14 protein-coding genes are annotated in these 13,708 nt (G+C 66.3%); 6 read left to right on the top strand and 8 right to left on the bottom strand.

The genetic code is table 11. From position 1 onward, the window contains the following. Positions 1–140: 140 nt before the first annotated feature. The 3 genes from V9K93_RS08320 to V9K93_RS08310 all read right to left on the bottom strand — a co-directional run bounded on the left by V9K93_RS08320 (position 141) and on the right by V9K93_RS08310 (position 3,008). On the bottom strand, positions 141–908 hold the full coding sequence (locus V9K93_RS08320) for a hypothetical protein (RefSeq protein WP_337302358.1): 768 nt from the start codon (positions 906–908) through the stop codon (positions 141–143). Between the two features lie 343 nt (positions 909–1,251). Continuing rightward, complete coding sequence (locus V9K93_RS08315; protein ID WP_295381111.1) at positions 1,252–2,043, bottom strand: ABC transporter permease; 792 nt, start codon at positions 2,041–2,043, stop codon at positions 1,252–1,254. Continuing rightward, complete coding sequence (locus tag V9K93_RS08310) at positions 2,040–3,008, bottom strand: ABC transporter ATP-binding protein (RefSeq protein ID WP_006401063.1); 969 nt, start codon at positions 3,006–3,008, stop codon at positions 2,040–2,042. Before V9K93_RS08310 ends, V9K93_RS08315 begins: the two co-directional genes overlap by 4 nt. 84 nt (positions 3,009–3,092) lie before the next feature. Here V9K93_RS08310 and V9K93_RS08305 point away from each other — a divergent pair, with 84 nt between their 5' ends. Next, positions 3,093–3,842: a ferredoxin--NADP reductase gene (locus tag V9K93_RS08305; RefSeq protein WP_136639230.1), complete on the top strand. Its 750-nt coding sequence runs from the start codon at positions 3,093–3,095 to the stop codon at positions 3,840–3,842. 75 nt (positions 3,843–3,917) lie between these two features. Here V9K93_RS08305 and V9K93_RS08300 read toward each other — a convergent pair whose 3' ends face one another. From V9K93_RS08300 to V9K93_RS08290, 3 genes are all read right to left on the bottom strand, one after another. Then, complete coding sequence (locus tag V9K93_RS08300) at positions 3,918–5,078, bottom strand: lytic polysaccharide monooxygenase (RefSeq protein ID WP_337302357.1); 1,161 nt, start codon at positions 5,076–5,078, stop codon at positions 3,918–3,920. A gap of 175 nt (positions 5,079–5,253) precedes the next feature. Beyond that, positions 5,254–6,426, bottom strand: a complete 1,173-nt coding sequence (locus V9K93_RS08295; protein WP_337302356.1) for a lytic polysaccharide monooxygenase — start codon at positions 6,424–6,426, stop codon at positions 5,254–5,256. A 191-nt stretch (positions 6,427–6,617) separates the two neighbouring features. Beyond that, positions 6,618–7,145 carry a DUF1203 domain-containing protein gene (locus V9K93_RS08290; protein ID WP_136639227.1) on the bottom strand — a complete coding sequence of 176 codons (528 nt, stop codon included), beginning with the start codon at positions 7,143–7,145 and terminating at the stop codon, positions 6,618–6,620. A 155-nt stretch (positions 7,146–7,300) separates the two neighbouring features. On the opposite strand from V9K93_RS08290, the gene V9K93_RS08285 reads away from it, so the two are divergent. From V9K93_RS08285 to V9K93_RS08270, 4 genes are all read left to right on the top strand, one after another. Continuing rightward, complete coding sequence (locus V9K93_RS08285; RefSeq protein ID WP_337302355.1) at positions 7,301–8,503, top strand: GGDEF domain-containing protein; 1,203 nt, start codon at positions 7,301–7,303, stop codon at positions 8,501–8,503. A gap of 68 nt (positions 8,504–8,571) precedes the next feature. Further along, positions 8,572–10,098, top strand: coding sequence for an alpha/beta fold hydrolase (locus V9K93_RS08280; RefSeq protein WP_295381102.1), 1,527 nt, complete (start codon positions 8,572–8,574; stop codon positions 10,096–10,098). Further along, the gene (locus tag V9K93_RS08275; RefSeq protein WP_136639224.1) at positions 10,095–10,841 is read left to right on the top strand and encodes an ABC transporter ATP-binding protein; all 747 of its coding nucleotides are present in this window, start codon (positions 10,095–10,097) and stop codon (positions 10,839–10,841) included. The genes V9K93_RS08280 and V9K93_RS08275 overlap by 4 nt, the downstream gene beginning before the upstream one ends. Beyond that, on the top strand, positions 10,838–12,022 hold the full coding sequence (locus tag V9K93_RS08270; RefSeq protein ID WP_136639223.1) for an ABC transporter permease: 1,185 nt from the start codon (positions 10,838–10,840) through the stop codon (positions 12,020–12,022). The genes V9K93_RS08275 and V9K93_RS08270 overlap by 4 nt, the downstream gene beginning before the upstream one ends. A 72-nt stretch (positions 12,023–12,094) precedes the next feature. Here V9K93_RS08270 and V9K93_RS08265 read toward each other — a convergent pair whose 3' ends face one another. Next, a complete protein-coding gene (locus tag V9K93_RS08265) occupies positions 12,095–12,523 on the bottom strand; it encodes a DUF7832 domain-containing protein (RefSeq protein ID WP_136639222.1) in 429 nt (142 codons plus the stop codon). A 67-nt stretch (positions 12,524–12,590) separates the two neighbouring features. Beyond that, positions 12,591–13,376, bottom strand: a complete 786-nt coding sequence (locus tag V9K93_RS08260) for an AraC family transcriptional regulator (RefSeq protein ID WP_337302354.1) — start codon at positions 13,374–13,376, stop codon at positions 12,591–12,593. 77 nt (positions 13,377–13,453) lie between these two features. Here V9K93_RS08260 and V9K93_RS08255 point away from each other — a divergent pair, with 77 nt between their 5' ends. Next, entirely contained in the window at positions 13,454–13,708 is a 255-nt protein-coding gene (locus V9K93_RS08255) for a hypothetical protein (protein WP_012512430.1), read from the top strand.

The raw sequence follows: 13,708 nt of genomic DNA, 5'->3' as shown, positions 1-13,708 counted from the left end.
GATTGCGGCCAGCTGCGGTGCCCCTCGTGGTGGTTCGCAGAAAGCACTGTTCATTGGGGTTGGTTGGGCGCGGCCACCACGGGAAGCAGATCAAGAGCGGAAGCGGGTCGCTCGCTGCGCTCGCTCGAGCAGAGCGGTGCTCAGCGCAGCTGTTCGCTGAAGTCTTCGGTGTAACCCAATAGAAGCGTGGTGCGGTTGGCCAGCGTTGCAGCCAGCTCTGACCACGTGCCGTGCGTTCCGGCCGCGTAGACGCGCTGCAGGTCCGCGACCAACGCGCTCGCCTCTGCAGGCGACGGTGCGCTGTCGCGCTGGAAGCCGAGCCACGATGCGCCGAGTCCGAACAGGCGGTAGTCGTAGTGCTCCTGCAGATGCCGTATGAGGGCGTGGTTCTGGAAGATGTCCCAGTCCGCGCTGAAGTAGCCGTTGGGCAGGGCGGCGATCAGCAGGTCATCACGGGTCACGGGCACCTGCTGCACGCAGACCACGTCATCGATGATGAGATCCGGTGTCGCATTGGCAGCGACCAGCGCCTCGATATCCTCATCGCTGCACATCAAGGTGCCCGCCAGCGCGCTCCACTCCAGCCGATGCATGGAGTGCTCGAGCTGCGCGACCACATGCGCCAGCAACCGCCTGCGCGCGGCCCAGGCATCTCCGGGTGTTGCCGGCTCCTCGTCCTCGTACAACGCGATACGCTCGTCGTCGGATGCATGCATGCTGGTGTAACGGCACTGGCCGACATCATCGAGCGTGCACAGGTAACGATGAAGGGGATCAGCCGTCAGCAGTGAGGCCAGGCAACCCAACACCTCATCCAGCGTGGGCGAACCGCTCAGCAACGCACGGCTGAACGCATCGATCGGACCATCCGACACGGCCTTGTCCAACGGAATGGAAGTGATCTTCATGGCCACAGCCTATCCGTAATCCGAGACGGAAAGAGCCGAGCATCGGCCTTACCGGGAACGCTCCATCCACGCATGGCGTGGATCTACCGTGTCGACCAAGGTCGACACCTACCAGCAGCAGCGGAGAACGACGTCCCGGCAGATCGCAGGAATCTGTCGAAGGCGGGGTGGGTCCGGTTGCGGGGGTGTCCGCGGCATGGATGCCGCGGCTAAGCCCCCATGGATGGGTTTACGGCGTCCCCCGCAGCCGGACCCACCCCGCCATCCCACGGATAGTCAGCTGTTGAAGTTGCCGTTGACGTTGATTCGGCGGGTGCAGGGCCGCAGGCCCTGCAGGTACCCCTCAGCTACGCATGCCCACGCCACGGCGCAGCAACCACAGCGCCAGCGCCGTCAGCACCACCACGAAGCCGATCATCAGCGCATACGCCACCAGCACCGGCACATCGCTGCTGCCCAGCAGGCCATAGCGGAACGCATTGACCATGTAGAAGATCGGATTCGCATGCGTCGCCGCCTCGGCCCAGCCCGGCAGCAGCTTCACCGAATAGAACACGCCACCCAGGTAGGTCAGCGGGGTCAGGATGAAGGTCGGCACGATCGCCACGTCATCGAATTTCTTCGCATACACCGCATTGATGAAGCCGGCCAGCGAGAAGATCGTCGCACCCAGGATCACCGTGGTCAGTGTCACCAGCGGATGCGGAATGCGCACCGGGGTGAAGAACATCGCGATGATCAGCACGATCACGCCCACCATCAGGCCGCGCAGCACCGCACCGGCCACATAGCCCCACAGGATCACCCAGTTCGGCATCGGGCTGACCAGCAGCTCTTCAACGTGGCGGCCGAACTTGGCGCCGAAGAACGAGGAGCTGATGTTGCCGTAGCTGTTCTGGATCACGCTCATCATCACCAGGCCAGGCACGATGAACTGCATGTAGCTGTAACCACCCATGTCGCCAACGCGCGAGCCGATCAGGCCGCCGAAGATCAGGAAGTACAGGGTCATGGTGATCGCAGGCGGTACCAGGGTCTGGCCCCAGATGCGCATGATGCGTGCGACTTCGCGGCGCACGATTGTCATCAGTGCGACGCGGTTGCGCTGGCCGTCGGTCAGCTCGGTGGTGCTCATGCGGGTTTCTCCAGGTTGCCGGTGAGGCGCACGAACAGCTCCTCCAGGCGGTTGCTCTTGGTACGCATCGAACGCACGCGGATACCGGCCTCGTTGAGCGTGGCGAATACGCGGTTGAGGTCCATCGCGCGCGGCATGTCGATATCCAGCGTGTGCGGGTCGGGCGCGGTCAGCGTCGCACCCTCGATCACCGGCAGCTGCGCCGGCAGGTCACCGTCGATGTCCAGCAGGAAGCCTTCCACGTCCAGCTTGGCCAGCAGGGTACGCATCGGCCCCTGCTCGACGATCTGGCCGTGGTTGATGATCGCCAGATGGCGACACAGGTACTCGGCTTCTTCCAGATAGTGCGTGGTGAGGATGATCGTGGTGCCGGCGGCGTTGATCTCTTTCAGTACGCGCCACATGTCGCGGCGGATCTCGATGTCCACGCCGGCGGTCGGCTCGTCCAGGATCAGCAGGCGCGGGCGGGTCATCATCGCGCGGGCGATCATCAGCCGGCGCTTCATGCCACCGGACAGCGTCCGGCTCATCACCTGTGCCTTTTCCCACAGGTGGGCCCGCTTCAGTTCCTCTTCGGCGCGCTGCTCGGCTTCCTCGCGCGGCACGCCGTAGAAGCCGGCGTAGTTCACCAGGATGTCGAAGGGCTTTTCGAACAGGTTGAAGTTGATTTCCTGCGGCACCAGCCCGATCAGGCGCATGGTGGCGCTGCGGTTGCGCACCAGGTCGCTGCCGAACACTTCCACCTGGCCCTCGCTGAGGTTGACCAGGGAGCTGATGATGCCGATCAGGGTCGACTTGCCGGCACCGTTGGGGCCGAGCAGGGCGAAGAAGTCGCCCGGGGCCACTTCCAGGGAAACGCCCTTCAGGGCCTGGGTGCCGTTGTCGTAGGTCTTGCGCAGGTCGCGCACGCGCAGGGCGGGCGCCGTATCGTTCAGGGAAGCCAAGCTCGAAGCCTTCGCGCCCATGGGCTGGCGCTGGAGAGGGGCGGGGAGGGGCTATTATAGAAGACCCCGAGGGCTTGCCCCGGCTACACACTGTCCCGAAAAGTCGTGCCTGTTCAATTCCCCCTCAAGCTGGTCGGCTGCCGCATGCTGGCCCCGACCGTCGGCCACTACCAGTTCGTGCGTGACGATGGACAGCCGCTGGATTTCCAGCCCGGCCAGTTCATCCAGGTCCATTTCAGCTACGCCGACGGTACCGAAACCAAGCGCAGCTATTCGCTGGCGACCATCCACGACCACGCGCTGGGCCCGGGCGAGGCGGTGGATATCGCGGTCAGTTTCGTACCCGGTGGCGCCGCCACGGCCCTGTTCGAGGCGCTGGAGCAGGGCGGCCAGATCAGCGCGTCCGGCCCCTACGGCCGCTTCTGCCTGAATCCAGGTGACCACAACGCCCGTTACCTGCTGATCGCCACCGGTACCGGCGTTACCCCGTACCGCTCCATGCTGCCGCTGCTGGAGAAGGCCATGGCCGAGCGCGGTGTGCAGATCGTGCTGCTGCAGGGCGCGCGCAGCCCGGGTGAACTGCTGTACAGCGAAGACTTCTACAGCTTCGCCGAAAAGCATCCGAACTTCCGCTATGTACCGTGCCTGTCGCGCGAATTGCCCGCCGATCCTCATCCGGACGTACAGCACGGCTACGTCCAGCAGGCGCTGTCCGGCTTCACCCCGGACCCGGCCACCGACATCGCCTACCTGTGCGGCAACCCGGACATGGTCGATGCCTGTGCCGAACTCCTCAAGGCCGCCGGCCTGGGCAATCCGCAGATCCGCCGCGAGAAGTACGTCAGCAGTAAGTAATCCCGGGTAGTGCCGGCCGCTGGCCGGCAGTCCCACGAACCGAAGGCGGCGTCACGCCGCCCCCGGTGCCGTGCCTCAGTACGCGATCCAGGCGTCACGCCAGGCATAGCCGGTGCCCGGGCGGTAGGCATCGGCGTTGATGTTGCACCAGGCGCCTTCCGGGAACGGGCGGCAGGCGTACAGCTTGCCGTCGGTGCCCTTGACCACGGTCTCGCCCGGCTTGTAGCTGCCGATACCGGCCGGATACACGAAGTCGTAGTCGTCACCCGGCGGCGGATCGACCGGACCCGGCAAGCGGGTATCGAGCTGGAACAGGTTGCCCGGCCTCAGACAGACACGGTTCTCGGTGGCCGAGGCGACGGGCGTGATCACGCCATCCTTCATCACGCCCACGCGTGCCTGTTGGGCGCTGCCATTGACCTTGCGGGCCAGCGCCAGCGGCCACTGGTTCGCAGCGGTCTGTCCGGCTGCCAGGGTGATCTCTGGGCGTTCCAGGTCGTTGCCCTGGGCATTGAACACGCGCAGGGTCACGGTGGTGCCAACGTCCAGCGCACCGCGGGCGGTCACCGGACCAGCATCCTGCCACTGCGGCGGCGGGGTCACGCCACCGCCCCCCTCGAAGCGCACGTCCGCGCAGGTGTAGAACGCTTCGCCCGAATCCGAGCGCTGCCAGGTGTTGTAGATGATGTGCTGGCCGCTGCGCTCGGGCAGCGGGCAGTCCAGCTTGTAGACGCCGCCGGAAAGCGGCACGTTGCCCAGCGTGCAGAACTCCTGCAGGTCCGCCCAGCGCAGCGGGCTGCCCGGCTGCCAGCCGTCGCGGGTGACGTAGAACTTCCACTCGCGTGTGGCATGCGGCGCCGGTGCCTTGAACTCGAAGGTGTAACGCCCGCGCGAATCGGCGCGGATCGGCGAGGTCGGCCAGTCACTGCGGTTCAGATCGAGGCCGCGGTACTTGGGGATGCTGGCGCTGCACAGCTCGCCATCGCGCACCAGGTCGCGGTGGTTGCCATTGGCGTTGCCATGCGCGATCGCGCTCCAGTCGTAGAACGGCTGCGCGCCGCCGATGGCCTTGGCCGCGGCACAGGCCGGGTTGGTCGGGTTTTCCGGATTGCCCTCGTGGCACTGCTTCACGCGGCTGAGCGGCTTGGACATGGTGCCGTGGGCGAGGGCGCTGCCGGACAGGGCCAGGCCGGCGACGACGGACAGTGCGAGGACCGCCCGATGGGACAGATGCATGCAGGAATTCCTTTGCGAAGTGTGGGAAACCTCGCGCAGTCTTCATATGCAGGCGGGCCGGCAACATCGGACAAGTTTGAAATCGATGACTGCTGTGTTCGATCTGCAACACGATGCTCACTGTGCAGCCTTCCGTGCGGAAGGCGGTGCACTGTGCACCGCCTCCCGCATCACCTCAGTACGCGATCCACGCATCACGCCAGGCCGCGCCTGCACCCGGCCGATAGGCTTCGGCGTTGACGTTGCACCATGCACCTTCCGGGAACGGGCGGCAGGCATACAGCTTGCCATCGCTGCCCTTCACCACGGTCTGGCCCGGCACGTAACTGCCGATGCCGGCGGGGTATACGTGGTCGAAATCGCCGCCCGGTGACGGCGTCCCCGGGTCCGGCACCTTGGTGTCGAGCTGGAAGCGGTTGCCGTTCTTCAGGTACACGCGGTTGTCGGTGGCCGAGGCGGAGGGCGTGATCACGCCGTTGTTCAGCACGCCCACGCGCGCATGCTGGGCACTGGCATTGACCTTGCGGGCCAGCGCAAACGGCCATTGCGCGGCCGCGGTCTGGCCGCTGGCCAGGATCGCTTCCACGCGTTCGACATCATTGCCGTTGGCATTGAACACGCGCAGCGCCAGGATGGTGCCGACCGGCAGCTCGCCGCGCGCGGTGACCGGACCGGCGTCCTGCCACTGCGCTGCCGGCGGGGCGCTGCCGCCGCTTCCTTCAAAGCGCACGTCCATGCAGGTGTAGAACGCTTCGGTCGAATCCGAGCGCTGCCAGGTGTTGTAGATCACATGCTGGCCGCTGCGCTGCGGCAGCGTGCACTGCAGCTTGTAGGTGCCATCGGCCGACAGCGGCGTGTTGCCCAGCGTGCAGAACTCCTGCAGGTCGGCCCAGCGCAGCGGGCTGCCCGGCTGCCAGCCGTCGCGGGTGACGAAGAAGCGCCAGTCGCGCGTGGCATGTGGTGCGGTTGCCTTGAACACGAAGGTGAACTTGCCGTTGGCGTCTGCCTGGATCGGAGTGGTCTGCCAGTCGCTGCGGTTCACATCCAGCCCGCGGAAGGTCGGGTTGTTGCCGCTGCACAGCTTGCCGTCGGGCACTACGGCCTGGTGGTTGCCGTTGGCGTTGGCCTGATTGATGCCGTTCCAGTCGTAGAACGCCTGCGAACCACCGACGGCCTTGGCGGCGGCACAGGCCGGGTTGGTCGGGTTCTCCGGATTGCCCTGGAAACAGGCATAGACGCGGCTGATCGGCGTGGTCATCGTGCCATGGGCAAATGCATCGCTGGCTACCAGCAGGCCAGCGGCGGCCAATGAAGTGGCCAGCAACAGCGGTGTGGATCGGAATGACATGGCGCTTCCTTGTGGTCGTCGAAAGAGAGCGGTGACCGCAGGAGCTGCGCTGCACGGCGGACTTTCGGCGGCACCACGGCGAGTATCGAGTCGCGGTGCGGGCTGAGGAACCACGGAAGCGCCGATCCGTGACTGTGGGTGTGAAGCCCTTCCCGCCAGCTTCACGTGGGGCTGAACGGATGCGTTGGCGGTCACGCGACAGGCGTGGCATCGATCACGTCGTGGAGATCGTGCTGGCCAATCTCGCGGTCGATCCGATCGGCCTGGCACGAAAAGCAGCCATGTGCCGCGTTGTGCAACTGGACGAAGGCCACCGCTGGGTCGGCGAACAGGGTGTCCAGCTGCGTGGCGACGTCGGTGCCGGCGCAGACCTGCGCAGCCAGCATCAGCGCAGCGTGGTCATAGGCGCGCAGCGAGATCATCCGCCGTTGCACATAGGGAGGCACCTCGCCCGCTGGCAGCACGCAACGGGTCACCCCGCGCTGCACGAAGATCGGGCCGGAGGCGTGATAGGGAGAGTGCAGGGGCAGATGGACATGCGACAACAGCAGCAGTTCGCTGCCACTGGGTGGATCGCTCAGGCTGATCCGGCAGGGATGGCCGCCGCTCTCGCCGGCCCAGCGACGCTGGATGCCCAGCGCGGCGAGTTCGCGCTCACTTTTCTCGAACAGGTGCTGGAAGGGGCGGTGGTCGAGGCCACCGAGGTACCAGGTGTGCACGGACGTCTCCTTGGATTTCCTGCGGAGTCTGCCCATGCGTCGCCGGTCCTGCTCGCCGTTTTCCGACCCCGCATCACCCTCGGACCGGACAACGCCATGGGGACTGCACCACAAGGCGCTAAGATGCGCGCGCCGCCCCGGTCGACGAGCGCCGCATGTCCCTGGATTTCCCCACCATCACCGTGCTTGGCTTCCTGCTCTGCATCGGCATTGCGGTGGGGTTCTCGTTGCTGCTGGTCGTGCTGCGCGGGCAACCGGTGCTGCGCCAGTGGACCATCAGCCTGTGGCTGCTGACCGTGGGCGTGACCCTGCTGGCCTTGCGGCCGTACCTGCCGCTGGCCCCGGCCGTGCTGGCCGGCAATGCGGCGATGGCCGGTTGTGGCCTGATGATGCTGCGCGGCGTGGCACTGCACCTGGAGCAGCTGTTGCCGTTGTGGCGGCCGCTGCTGATCGCGGCCGCGTTCATGGCAGGCATCTTCGCCTTCCTGGTGCTCTGGCCGAACCTGCACCTGCGCCTGCAGGTGTTCAGTGTATTCGCGCTGATCGTCGATGGCTGGATCGCATGGCTGCTGCTGCGACATGCACCGGCGCAGCAGCGCACCAGCTGCCGGCTCGCGGCGGCGGTGTTCCTGGCCGAGGCTGCGCTGTACGCCGTGCGCTTGTTCCTGCCGGCGGCACCCGATGCCGGCGAGGACATCATGCGTACCGGCTCGCCGATGTTCGTTACCTACATCGCCGGCGTGATGCTGGAACTGGCGCGCTGTTTCGCGATGGTGCTGCTGCTGGTCGAGCGCATGCTGGTCGATCTGCGGCATGCGGCACGCACTGATGGCCTGACCGGCCTGCTCAACCGTAGCGCGCTGCTGGCCGACGGCCAGGCACAGCTGCAGCTGATGCGCCGGCAGCAACGGCCGCTGGCCCTGCTGCTGGTCGACGTCGACCACTTCAAACGGATCAATGATCGCTGGGGCCACCTGGCCGGTGACCAGGTACTACGTCACTTTGCTTCGGTGCTGCAGCACAGCACGCAGGGACGGACACACCTGTTGGGCCGCTATGGGGGCGAGGAATTCGTGCTGGTCCTGGCCGACGGTACGTCGAGCGACGCAGTGGCGTTGGCAGCGCTGATCCGCACCCACCTGCAGCAGTACCCTGCATTGCTGGCCGGTGGGCCGGTGACGGTCACCGCCAGCATCGGCCTGGCCATGGACGAGGGCCAAGGTGATCTGTCGACGCTGCTGGCAGCGGCTGACGCCGCGTTGTACCGGGCCAAAGCCGAGGGCCGCGATCGCCTGGTCTGCGCCGTTCCGGCGACGATTTCGGCCTTGCCCATCGCCGACGACGCCGTGCCCGTGTAAGTTGAGTCACATCTTCCGCGGCAGCCCGTCGTGGTTGCCAGGAACGTCCTCCAGGGGAAACGAGCACGATGCAAAGACACCACCTCGCGTTGGCCGCAGCGTTGGCCAGCCTGATGCTTGCCGGTTGCAGCCAGTTACCGTCACCCGGCGCCGAAGGCGCCAGCGATGCACCAAGCCGCCGCTTCGGCACGATCGATTTCCAGCCCTGTACGCTGTCCACCGAAGGTGCCAGCGCCAACGTCGAGGCGCAGTGCGCCACCCTGCAGGTGCCGGAGAACCGTGCACAGCCCGATGGCCGACGCATCGGCCTGCGCATCGCCTGGCTGGAATCGGGCAGCAGCGGCTCCAGCCAGCCCGACCCGGTGTTCTTCCTGGCCGGTGGCCCCGGCCAGGCGGCCAGCGAAGTGGCCGTCATCGTCGATACCGCGCTGCGCCAGGTGCGCAAACAGCGTGACGTGTTCCTGATCGACCAGCGCGGCACCGGCGGCTCCAATCCGCTCAGCTGCCACGGCACGGACGGCAAGGAACTGCAGATGGACGAGGACGCCGCCCCCACAGAGGCGTCGCTGCGCGACTACGCACAGCGCTGCGCGGCCTCGCTGCAGGGGCGTGCCGATGCACGCTTCTACACCACCACCGAGGCCATCGCCGACCTGGACGCCGTGCGCCAGGCCTTGGGCGTGGACCGGATCAACCTGGTTGGCGGCTCCTACGGGACCCGCGTGGCCCAGCGCTATGCCGGCGCTTACCCGCAGCACACCCGCAGCATCGTCATCGATGGCGTAGTGCCCAATGAACTGGTGGTGGGTGGCGACTTCGCCACAACGTTCGAGGATGCGATCGCCCTGCAGTCGGCGCAGTGCCGCAAGGATGCCGCCTGCAGCAAGCGCTTCCCGACCGACACCCGCGCGCAGCTGCGCAGCGTGGTCGAGACACTGCGCCGTGCCCCGGTTTCGGTCGAGTACCGCGATCCTGGCACCTATCAGACCCGCAAGGATGTGCTGAATCCGGACAGCGTGGTGGGTCTGGCCTTCGCTTTCTCCTACGTTCCGCAGTACGCCTCGCTGTTGCCGCTGGTGCTCGATGAGGCCGCGCAGGGACGCTACGCGCCCCTGGCCTCGCTCGCGCGTGGTGCGAACCGCAGCATGGATTTCCAGATCAACCGCGGCATGCAGTGGTCGGTGATCTGCAGCGAGGATGCGCCGCGCTACAGGGCGCCTGCCGAGGACCCGGAGCGACTGTTCGGCAACGAGGTGGCCAGCGCGTTCTTCGCCGCGTGCCCGGTATGGCCGCACCAGCCGGCACCAGCCGCCAATGCCGTGCCGCTGCGCAGCGAGGTACCCGCGCTGCTGCTGTCCGGTGAACTGGATCCGGTGACACCCCCGCGCTACGCCGAGCAGGTACTCAAGGGCCTGCCGAATGGCCGTGCACTGGTTGCCCGTGGCCAGGGCCACGGCACGCTGAGTGCCGGCTGCATGCCGCGCCTGCTCGGCCAGTTCATCGACAGGACCGATGCCAAGGCGCTGGATGCCGGCTGCCTGGACACGCTGAGCTACGTGCCGGCGTTCACCTCGTTCAACGGATGGGAACCATGATCGTCGCCGACAACCTGCACAAGGCTTTCGACACCCGTACCGGGCGCATCCAGGCGGTCGCCAACGTCGGCTTCCGTGCCGAGGATGGCCGCATCACCGGCCTGCTCGGCCCCAATGGTGCCGGCAAGACCACCACCATGCGCATGCTGTACACACTGATGACTCCGGATCAGGGCAGCATCAGCGTCGATGGCATCGACGCGGCGCGCAATCCGGTGGAAGTACGCCGCCACCTTGGCGTCCTGCCCGATGCGCGCGGTGTCTACAAGCGCCTGACCGCGCGCGAGAACATCGCCTACTTCGGCGAGCTGCATGGCCTGTCGGCCGAGCGCATCCGCGAACGCATCGAAGTGCTGTCGCATGCCTTGGACATGGGTGACATCCTCGATCGCCAGACCGATGGCTTCTCGCAGGGCCAGCGCACCAAGACCGCGATCGCCCGCGCGCTGGTGCACGACCCGCGCAACGTCATTCTTGATGAACCCACCAACGGCCTGGACGTGATGACCACGCGCGCGCTGCGCCGTTTCCTGCTGGGCCTGCGCGAAGAGGGCCGTTGCGTGATCCTGTCCAGCCACATCATGCAGGAGGTGGGCGCACTGTGTGACCACATCGTGATCATCGCCAAGGGCACGGTGATGGCGGACGGCAGCGCCGATGAACTGCGCGCGCAGGCCGGCGAACCCAACCTGGAAGACGCGTTCGTGAAACTGATCGGCAGCGAAGAGGGCCTGCACGCATGAGCATGATGTCGACCCTGATGACGGTAATGCGCAAGGAACTGCGCGATCTTTCCCGTGATCGCCGCACGCTGCTGCTGACCCTGCTGTTCGGGCCGCTGCTGTACCCGGTGCTGCTGCTGGGCATGGGCAAGCTGGCCGAGAGCCGGGTACGCACCCAGATCGAACAGCCGCTGCAGATTCCAACCATCGGTGCGGAGAATGCACCGAACCTGGTGCGCTTCCTCGCCGCACAGGGGCTCAATACCGCACCGGCGCCGAAGGACCTGGCCGAGGCCATCCGCAGCCAGGACATCGACGTGGCGCTGCGCATCAGCGATGACTTCGGCAAGGACTGGGCCGACGGCAAGCCGGCGCTGGTGGAAGTGATCAAGGACAGTACCCGCCGTGCTGCTGAGGTACCCAGTGCGCGGCTGGAAGCGGCGCTGGCCACCTACAACGGCCAGGTCGGTGCGCTGCGGTTGATGGCGCGTGGCGTTGACGCGCAGGTGGCGCGGCCGCTGGATGTGGCACGCCAGGACCTGGCCAGTGCCGAGGCCAAGCGCGGCATGATCCTCTCGATGCTGCTGCCGGTGCTGCTCACGCTGACCTCGTTCATCGGCGGCGCCTATCTGGTGATGGATGCCACCGCCGGCGAGCGCGAGCGGCAGTCACTGGAACCGCTGCTGGCCACGCCCGGCTCGCGCAGCGCGATCGTCAGCGGCAAGATCGCGGCTGCCTGCGTGGTCGGCTTTGTGTCACTGCTGCTGACCCTGGTGGCGTTCAAGGTGAGCGCACAGATCGCGCCCGGCAACATCGGCCGCCAGTTCAACATGAACGTCGCTTCGATGCTGCAGATGCTGCTGGTGATGCTGCCGATGCTGATGATCGGTACCTCGCTGCTGACCTTCCTGTCGGCGGCGGCCAAGAGCATGAAGGAAGCGCAGAGCCACATGACCTGGCTGATGCTGCTGCCGATGATGCCCGGTTACGCACTGGTGGCGTACCCGCTGAAGAGCGAGCTGTGGCAGTACGCCGTGCCGTTCCTGTCGCAGAACCAGATGCTGCTGAAGGTGATCCGCCACGAGACGATCACGCCGGCGGTGTGGGCGATCTACCTGGGCGCCAGCCTTGGCCTGGCCGCGGTGCTGTGGTTCGCTGCCGTGCGTCGCTACCACAACGAGCGTCTGGCCATCTCGGGCTGACCGCCACTGGTAGCGCCGGGCCATGCCCGGCGGATTTGGAACGAGGCCCGGTCATTCCGGGCCTCGTTGTTTTCAGGATTGCGTTGCCTGCCAAGCGGCGAAGCGTTGGGCGATCACCGGTGCCAATCGATCAAAGTTCTCCCAGGTATCAGCGACGTGGTACAGCGAAAGGACGTCGGCCCCCAGCTGTTCCTCATAGTCTTCGAGATACTGGCCATTCTCGAGGTCGTAATACACAGCAGTGAACGTGTTGGCTTCATCACTGATCAGGTCATCGACGAATTTGCCGTCGCTGCATCGAAGCAGGAACAGGCCGGGCGTCGTACTACGTTCCCGCAGCGCCTGCAGGTCTTCTTCTGCGTCCTCGGCGAGCTCTTCGCTTGCCATGCCCTGTGACAGCAGCCATGCCAGGTACATGCCGATGTGGGTGGCGCTGGCTTCGGCCGGAAGATCCGAAGGGAAGTCACCCCCGGAATGCCAGCTGGCGTCGTCGTACTTCATCTGTTCTCCTCCTGAATTTGGAAAACAGCTTAGGTCGCGAGTACAGACAGCGGGAGCGTTGAATGCGTCATCCGCCGGCATACCGCGAAGGCGTCACCCCCATCTCGCGCTTGAACACGGTGATGAAGGCACTGGGTGTGTCGTAGCCCATCGACAGCGCGACGCTGATCACCGGTTCTCCCGCCAGCAGGCGTGGCAGTGCCAGCAGCACCCGCAGGCGTTGCCGCCATTGGCTCAGCGTCATGTGGGTCTCGGCCAGCCAATGGCGCGCCAGGCTGCGGCTGGACAGTCCAATCGCGGCCGCCCAGTCCTCGACGCTGCGAAGGTCGTTCGGTGAACGTGCAAGTGCGGCAGCGATCCGGCGCAGGCGACGGTCGCGCGGTTGCGGCAGGGCCAGCGGCAATGGCGAGCTGGCGGCGATCTCATCGGCGATCACCCCGGCCAGTCGCACCTGTGTGGCATCCAGCGGAACATGCGGCCACTGCAACGCCCGGATCACCGCGGTCTGCAGCAGCGGCACGGGCTGGAAGATGCGAGGGGCTGCAGGCAGGTCGGTGCAGGCCTGCGCGCTGAAGTACAGGCTCCAGCCGTCGAACGCACTGGTGCTGGCCAGTGCGTGGGGCAGTGAAGGTGGTATCCAGGCGACATGACCCGCCGGCAGCAGCCAGTGCAGGTCGCCGACCTCGATCCGCAGCAGGCCCTGATGTGCACCCAGCAGCTGCCCGCGGGCGTGCTGGTGGCGTGCCGTGCGGCGCGGACCCGGAAGGCGCAGCTGCGCCGCCAGCAACACCGGGCCGTCGGCGGCATCGGCCAGCGCCGGGTCAATCAATGCGGAGGATGTCTGTTCTGCCATATCGTGTGGCAGTTATACGGCAGAACAGTCGAACGGCAAGCCTGACACTGGGCTCCCCTCAATGGAGCACCGACACCATGCAGCCACAGGACATCCTCCCCGATCACCAGAACGACGTGCAGGTGAACGGCCTCACTGTGCGCAAGGGCAGTGTTGGCGCCTTTCTTGCCAGCGTCCGCGACTGGCAGGACCCGGCCAGTGATCCTACCCTCCGCACCACTGCCGAGGCCGACCTGCGCGCACTGTTGCCGGGCCTGCACGCACTGGGCCTGTTCCAGGTGCTGGCTGCGCGTGATCCGGCGCTGCAACGCCTGATCGACAGCGTCTGCTGA

The sequence above is a fragment of the Stenotrophomonas sp. CCNWLW162 genome (assembly GCF_037203745.1).
Classification (GTDB): Bacteria; Pseudomonadota; Gammaproteobacteria; order Xanthomonadales; family Xanthomonadaceae; genus Stenotrophomonas; species Stenotrophomonas maltophilia_AQ.
Note: the sequence above shows the minus strand (reverse complement) of the source record. Positions and strands in the feature narration are given on the sequence as shown.

Excerpts from the sequence above, each read along its gene's own strand:
- V9K93_RS08320 (WP_337302358.1), bottom strand. The coding sequence starts at position 908 with ATGAAGATCACTTCCATTCCGTTGGACAAGGCCGTGTCGGATGGTCCG.
- V9K93_RS08315 (WP_295381111.1), bottom strand. The coding sequence starts at position 2,043 with ATGAGCACCACCGAGCTGACCGACGGCCAGCGCAACCGCGTCGCACTG.
- V9K93_RS08310 (WP_006401063.1), bottom strand. The coding sequence starts at position 3,008 with ATGGGCGCGAAGGCTTCGAGCTTGGCTTCCCTGAACGATACGGCGCCC.
- V9K93_RS08300 (WP_337302357.1), bottom strand. The coding sequence starts at position 5,078 with ATGCATCTGTCCCATCGGGCGGTCCTCGCACTGTCCGTCGTCGCCGGC.
- V9K93_RS08295 (WP_337302356.1), bottom strand. The coding sequence starts at position 6,426 with ATGTCATTCCGATCCACACCGCTGTTGCTGGCCACTTCATTGGCCGCC.
- V9K93_RS08285 (WP_337302355.1), top strand. The coding sequence starts at position 7,301 with ATGTCCCTGGATTTCCCCACCATCACCGTGCTTGGCTTCCTGCTCTGC.
- V9K93_RS08280 (WP_295381102.1), top strand. The coding sequence starts at position 8,572 with ATGCAAAGACACCACCTCGCGTTGGCCGCAGCGTTGGCCAGCCTGATG.
- V9K93_RS08275 (WP_136639224.1), top strand. The coding sequence starts at position 10,095 with ATGATCGTCGCCGACAACCTGCACAAGGCTTTCGACACCCGTACCGGG.
- V9K93_RS08270 (WP_136639223.1), top strand. The coding sequence starts at position 10,838 with ATGAGCATGATGTCGACCCTGATGACGGTAATGCGCAAGGAACTGCGC.
- V9K93_RS08265 (WP_136639222.1), bottom strand. The coding sequence starts at position 12,523 with ATGAAGTACGACGACGCCAGCTGGCATTCCGGGGGTGACTTCCCTTCG.
- V9K93_RS08260 (WP_337302354.1), bottom strand. The coding sequence starts at position 13,376 with ATGGCAGAACAGACATCCTCCGCATTGATTGACCCGGCGCTGGCCGAT.
- V9K93_RS08255 (WP_012512430.1), top strand. The coding sequence starts at position 13,454 with ATGCAGCCACAGGACATCCTCCCCGATCACCAGAACGACGTGCAGGTG.